This window comes from Chamaesiphon sp. OTE_75_metabat_556, from assembly GCF_031378165.1.
In the GTDB taxonomy this organism is placed as follows: domain Bacteria; phylum Cyanobacteriota; class Cyanobacteriia; order Cyanobacteriales; family Chamaesiphonaceae; genus Chamaesiphon.
This window is the reverse complement of the sequence record NZ_JANNDR010000029.1, coordinates 1-4623: the sequence shown is the minus strand read 5'-3', so window position 1 is coordinate 4623 and position 4623 is coordinate 1. Positions and strand designations below refer to the sequence as shown.

Here is a 4623-nt window from a genome sequence, read left to right as displayed (position 1 = left end):
ATTCGCGACCCTCATGGCAAAATTACTGAGTACAAAGTCAATATTCCAGCATGGGAAGAATGGCTTATTAGCAACAGCTTTGGGGCTTGAGGTGTGATGGCAGAAAATGGTCAAAGAATTATGTTAAAGTCCAAGGTATAGGAATCGAACCTGTCTAGAGCTTCCGCTCGCGGATTATGAGTCCATCAATTTCAATTCTATTCAAACCTATTACCAGATTCAACGATCGCCAAGACCTAGTGCCAGTAATCTTTAGCCACTTTCCTAATTTTGTAGATTGTGCGAAAATTGTAAAACTAGAAGAGTTTTATTAGGCATGGATTAGGCATGGATTTTCAAGATGTAGATCGAGCAATCGAGCGCGCAAATGCCAAAAAGGAGATCGTCGGACTACCGATTAGAATCGTTCGGCAGAGAGCAAAACTATATCTGCGCGGGACTTTTCCCTCTAAGACTGATGGACAGCCCTCTCAATGTCGATATCCGCTCTATTGAGATGCTAGTGTTCATTTAATCTCGATTGCCGTAACTAAGGCACGCGAAATTGGGCTAAAGTTGGCTTTAGGAGAATTCAAGTGGGAAATAGAGCAGCCGATTGCCGCTTCTAGACTCAATGACAATAACTATCATGAGTTAGTCGTCAGAGCCAATAAAACCAATCGTACCCGTGTCACTTATCCCTACCCAGTTGAATGGTTTGATCGGTTTGAGTTATCCCAATTTACAGTTCCGACCAATACTTCGAGTACTGCTAGAGGTCAAGGCTACATCCCTACCCGTCAATTCAAACGGTTGGGGTTAGAGATTGAATGCTATACGCTTAGACACTTTCACGCGATTCAGCTCATTCTAGGCGGGATTGATAGTGCGACTGCTGCTAAATGGATGGGTCACAGTCAGTTAATGTTCGATCGAGTCTATTTACATTGGATGGACGAGCGGCACCATCGCAAGTTATTCGATCGCCTGGTGGATAAGTAAATAACTGATACTTAATCATAAGCAGCAGATTAAGTCTACAACAGGTAGCTTACTTAGGAATAAGGATTAAATAAAGTACAAAACTGGTAAGAAGACAAAGTAGAGTAGAGAAGTAGTCGAGCAGAGGAAGTAAGAACTTGGAAACATCCCAAATTTCAAGCAGTGAAGAACAGATGAAATCATATTATGAGTCCCTGTCAGAGAAAGATCGGCGGAGATATGCAGCGATGGAAGCAAACAAACGGGGATACGGTTGGCTAGAACAGATAGGTTTATTGTTGGGATGCAATTACAGAACCATTAGGAAAGGAATAAGGGAGCTAAAACAACCAAGTTTGCTCAACAGTCCCAGCATTCGTCGTCCAGGAGGGGGTAGAAAAAAAGCCATTGAGACAATTTCAGGCATCAACGAAGCATTTCTAGGCGTAATTGAAAATTATACAGCAGGTTCGTTCACCAATGAACCAGCAGCTAAAGTGGACGAACTTAACCCGTCAACAAATAGCTAATTTATTAGAGCTTGTTCGAGAGTCAAGTATTGGTGACAAGCCAAGTACTTGACTAACTCGTCGATCGGTAAAGACTCAAGAGATCGGAGTCGAGAACGTATACACTCATTGAGGTCTCTCGGTGGTATCGTTGGCGTAGCCGCGCCGCAAGGTAATCGCGTTCTGATAGACGTTCACTTCGGAGAGAAAGTCATCAAAGGTCGGTTTGCAAACTAGAGCGCGGCTATTTGCTTGTAGATCTGGTGCTATGTTTCGTCACTTTCTGGCACGATAATGTCCCTTATCATGAGTTTGTAGTGTTGTAATCTTGAGTAACTAAGGAGAAAAGGGGAAAGGGGAAGGGGGAATCATGATTGACAAGGTAATGCGATTGCATTACTCTATAGCTAGAGTTTACCCTATCAGTTGAGAAGTTGCTATGGCTACACCATCAACCCCCTGCTCGGAATCTACTTTAACCGATCGCTATCAAACGACCGTTCCCGATCCAATTCGCAAAGTACTAGGCTTGAATAAGCGCGATCGCATCTCCTATACCATTGGGCCTGATGGGCAAGTTACGATCTCGCGGGCGGAGGATGAAAATAACGATCCGCTGTTAGGACAGTTTCTAAATTTTCTAGCTACAGATATCCAAGCCAATCCCCAGCATGTGCGACAGGTTAGTTCCGATTTGGTCGGTCGGATTCGATCGTTAGTCGGTAATATCGATCTCGATCTGGATGCACCAATGACGGCTGAAGATGAATGAACGAACCCGAACCGCAGCCGCTAGTAATTAATGAATGGACTATATTTGCTCACGATCTGTTTCTCTTGCAGGTTGAACAACTCTTAACCCAAGTTGCAAATCTGCGGCTGAAGTATCCACAGGACTATCACAAGAAAAATGCGACCAAGCGGTTAGCAGCAATTGCCAAGTTAGCCTTTGATGTTATTCCTCAAGATCCGACTCTACCAGTATATCGACAGGGTGCGACCCTGGGAGACGATCGCAAACATTGGTTTTTAGCTCAGTTTTTCCAGCAGTATCGGTTGTTCTTTCGATATCATCAAGACAGTAAAATTATCGTCTACGCTTGGGTTAATGATGAGGACACCAAACGCGCTTATGATAGTAATACTGATGCCTATCTAGTTTTCAAGAAGATGCTGGATCGCGGTCATCCTCCAGATGATTGGGATGAATTATTGGCAGTGGTAAAAGGTGAAATCGATCGCCTGGATCGAGTTAATCTAGAAATGTAATGTTAGCTTTTGACAGGAGGATCGAACCAATGCAAAAACTGAGAACCCTGGATGAAGTTACTGAAGGCTATTTCCGCTTTACAGCGATCCCGATCGCACGCTTAGATAGATGTAAATTGGAGTTTTAATTATGCAATTACTAGACAATAGTCCAGAAACTCAAACATCAGTATCGCTCAATGTGATCGATCGCTTGCTCCGGGTCACACCGGAGCAGTTCGAGATTTTGTGCGAACTCAACCCAGGCCGATCGCTAGAGTTAACTAAGGACGGAGAATTAGAAATCATGGCACCAACTGGGGGAGAGAGTAGTAGGACAGAATCAAAGTTAATTACTCGACTGACTAACTGGAGCGAACAAACTGGGCTGGGAGAAACTTTCAGCTCTTCAGGTGCATTTATATTGCCCAATGGTGCGGAGCGATGTCCTGATGCGTCTTGGGTAGAGCGATCGCGGTGGTCGTCTTTGACACCCGAACAGCGGAAGAAATTCATTCCTCTAGCTCCCGATTTTGTGATCGAGCTGCGATCTGATACCGATCGTCTGTCAAAGCTGCAAGAAAAGATGTTAGAGTACCGCGACAATGGTGTGCGTTTGGGCTGGCTCATCGATCCGCAAAAGCAACAGGTCGAGATTTACCGTCTGGGGCAGGATGTAGAGATTCTGGCAGCTCCTGAAACCCTACTAGGTGAGGATGTGCTTCCTGGTTTTGTGCTGGATCTGCGATCAATTTTTTAGTTCGCACTCAGATAAAGATGGCAATCAACCTACCCACAATTAAAATTGTTCGCACCACTCCCCCAAATATTGGTGGTGAAGTTGCTGCTGTAGAACAGCGGTTGACTGTCAAACCAGTCGCATCAGGGGTCTGGGATGAATTTCTCCAACTGCAAATTTCCCCAGCGACACGGAGATCCTATGCAGCGGGACTTAGAGACTTTTTCCAGCGGGAATTCCAAGTATCGGTTTCGCCAGAGACGATTTTAGCTTTTCTTCAACTCCCTGAACATGATGCCATCGGTCATGTGATTGCCTATCGGGGACATTTGCTCTCCGCTGGGTTGTCGGCGGGGACTGTGAATGCGCGGTTGGCGGCATTGAAGTCGTTTGTCACTCATGCTGCCAAGCGGAAATTATGTGCGTTTAGATTGGACGATATTAAGTCAGTCAAGGCGCAGACTTACAAGGATACGAGGGGGATCTCGATCGACCAATTTCAGTTGTTAATCGATGGGATCGAGCGAACGACAGTCATGGGTAAACGGGATTATGCGATGCTGCGGCTGCGCTGGGATAATGCTCTCAGACGTGCTGAGGTATGTGGACTAGATCGAGCTGATTTTCACGCTGGTGAAGCAAGGCTGTATCTCAAAGGCAAAGGGAGAATCGATAAAGAACCGATCGATCTAGCTCCAGCAACAGTCGAGGCGATCTCCGATTGGTTGGCGAGTATGGGCGAAAGTAGAAGTCCGGCTCTATTTGTTTCTAGTCGGGATACCAGGTTGAGTGTAGACAGGCTGTATCAAATCGTGGGAGGACTGGCGGCAGCGGCGGGGATCGATCGAGTGGTGAGTCCGCATAAGATTCGACACTCTAGTATTACGGCATTACTCGATCTTAATGGTGGGGATGTGCGCTCGGCTCAGGCTCATAGTCGGCATCAAAACTTGTCTACTTTGATTCGCTATGATGATGGGCGGCAGCAATTGCAGGGTAAGGCGGCGAAGACATTGGCTGATGCAATTTGGCTAAAAGTGCCCAACGCGCCAAATTTGTACATTTAGCCAATAAACCATTAAATTACTCTGTAATATAAAGCTGGGTGATCTCCTCGATGAAGTTTGGTTTCTCTAGATTTTCTGGGAGTGCAGAAAGTATACTTTC

Annotated in this window: 6 protein-coding genes; all 6 read left to right on the top strand. The window is 45.6% G+C overall.

Annotated features, from left to right (window positions below; all coding sequences use genetic code 11):
• Positions 1-555: 555 nt before the first annotated feature.
• Complete coding sequence (locus tag RMO27_RS01475) at positions 556-981, top strand: hypothetical protein (RefSeq protein ID WP_309728414.1); 426 nt, start codon at positions 556-558, stop codon at positions 979-981.
• Positions 982-1118: 137 nt separating this feature from the next.
• Entirely contained in the window at positions 1119-1490 is a 372-nt protein-coding gene (locus RMO27_RS01470) for a hypothetical protein (protein WP_309728412.1), read from the top strand.
• Positions 1491-1908: 418 nt separating this feature from the next.
• Positions 1909-2241, top strand: coding sequence for a type II toxin-antitoxin system PrlF family antitoxin (locus tag RMO27_RS01465; protein ID WP_309728409.1), 333 nt, complete (start codon positions 1909-1911; stop codon positions 2239-2241).
• Positions 2238-2738 carry a type II toxin-antitoxin system YhaV family toxin gene (locus RMO27_RS01460; protein WP_309728407.1) on the top strand — a complete coding sequence of 167 codons (501 nt, stop codon included), beginning with the start codon at positions 2238-2240 and terminating at the stop codon, positions 2736-2738. Before RMO27_RS01465 ends, RMO27_RS01460 begins: the two co-directional genes overlap by 4 nt.
• 130 nt (positions 2739-2868) lie before the next feature.
• Entirely contained in the window at positions 2869-3477 is a 609-nt protein-coding gene (locus RMO27_RS01455) for a Uma2 family endonuclease (protein WP_396133594.1), read from the top strand.
• Between the two features lie 17 nt (positions 3478-3494).
• Positions 3495-4523 (top strand): tyrosine-type recombinase/integrase, encoded by a 1029-nt coding sequence (locus RMO27_RS01450; protein WP_309728405.1) that lies wholly within the window; start codon positions 3495-3497, stop codon positions 4521-4523.
• The last annotated feature ends 100 nt before the right edge of the window (positions 4524-4623 follow it).

What these genes read in the sequence shown, in the direction of transcription:
- RMO27_RS01465 (WP_309728409.1), top strand. Translation starts at nt 1,909, where the DNA reads ATGGCTACACCATCAACCCCCTGCTCGGAATCTACTTTAACCGATCGC.
- RMO27_RS01460 (WP_309728407.1), top strand. Translation starts at nt 2,238, where the DNA reads ATGAACGAACCCGAACCGCAGCCGCTAGTAATTAATGAATGGACTATA.
- RMO27_RS01455 (WP_396133594.1), top strand. Translation starts at nt 2,869, where the DNA reads ATGCAATTACTAGACAATAGTCCAGAAACTCAAACATCAGTATCGCTC.
- RMO27_RS01450 (WP_309728405.1), top strand. Translation starts at nt 3,495, where the DNA reads ATGGCAATCAACCTACCCACAATTAAAATTGTTCGCACCACTCCCCCA.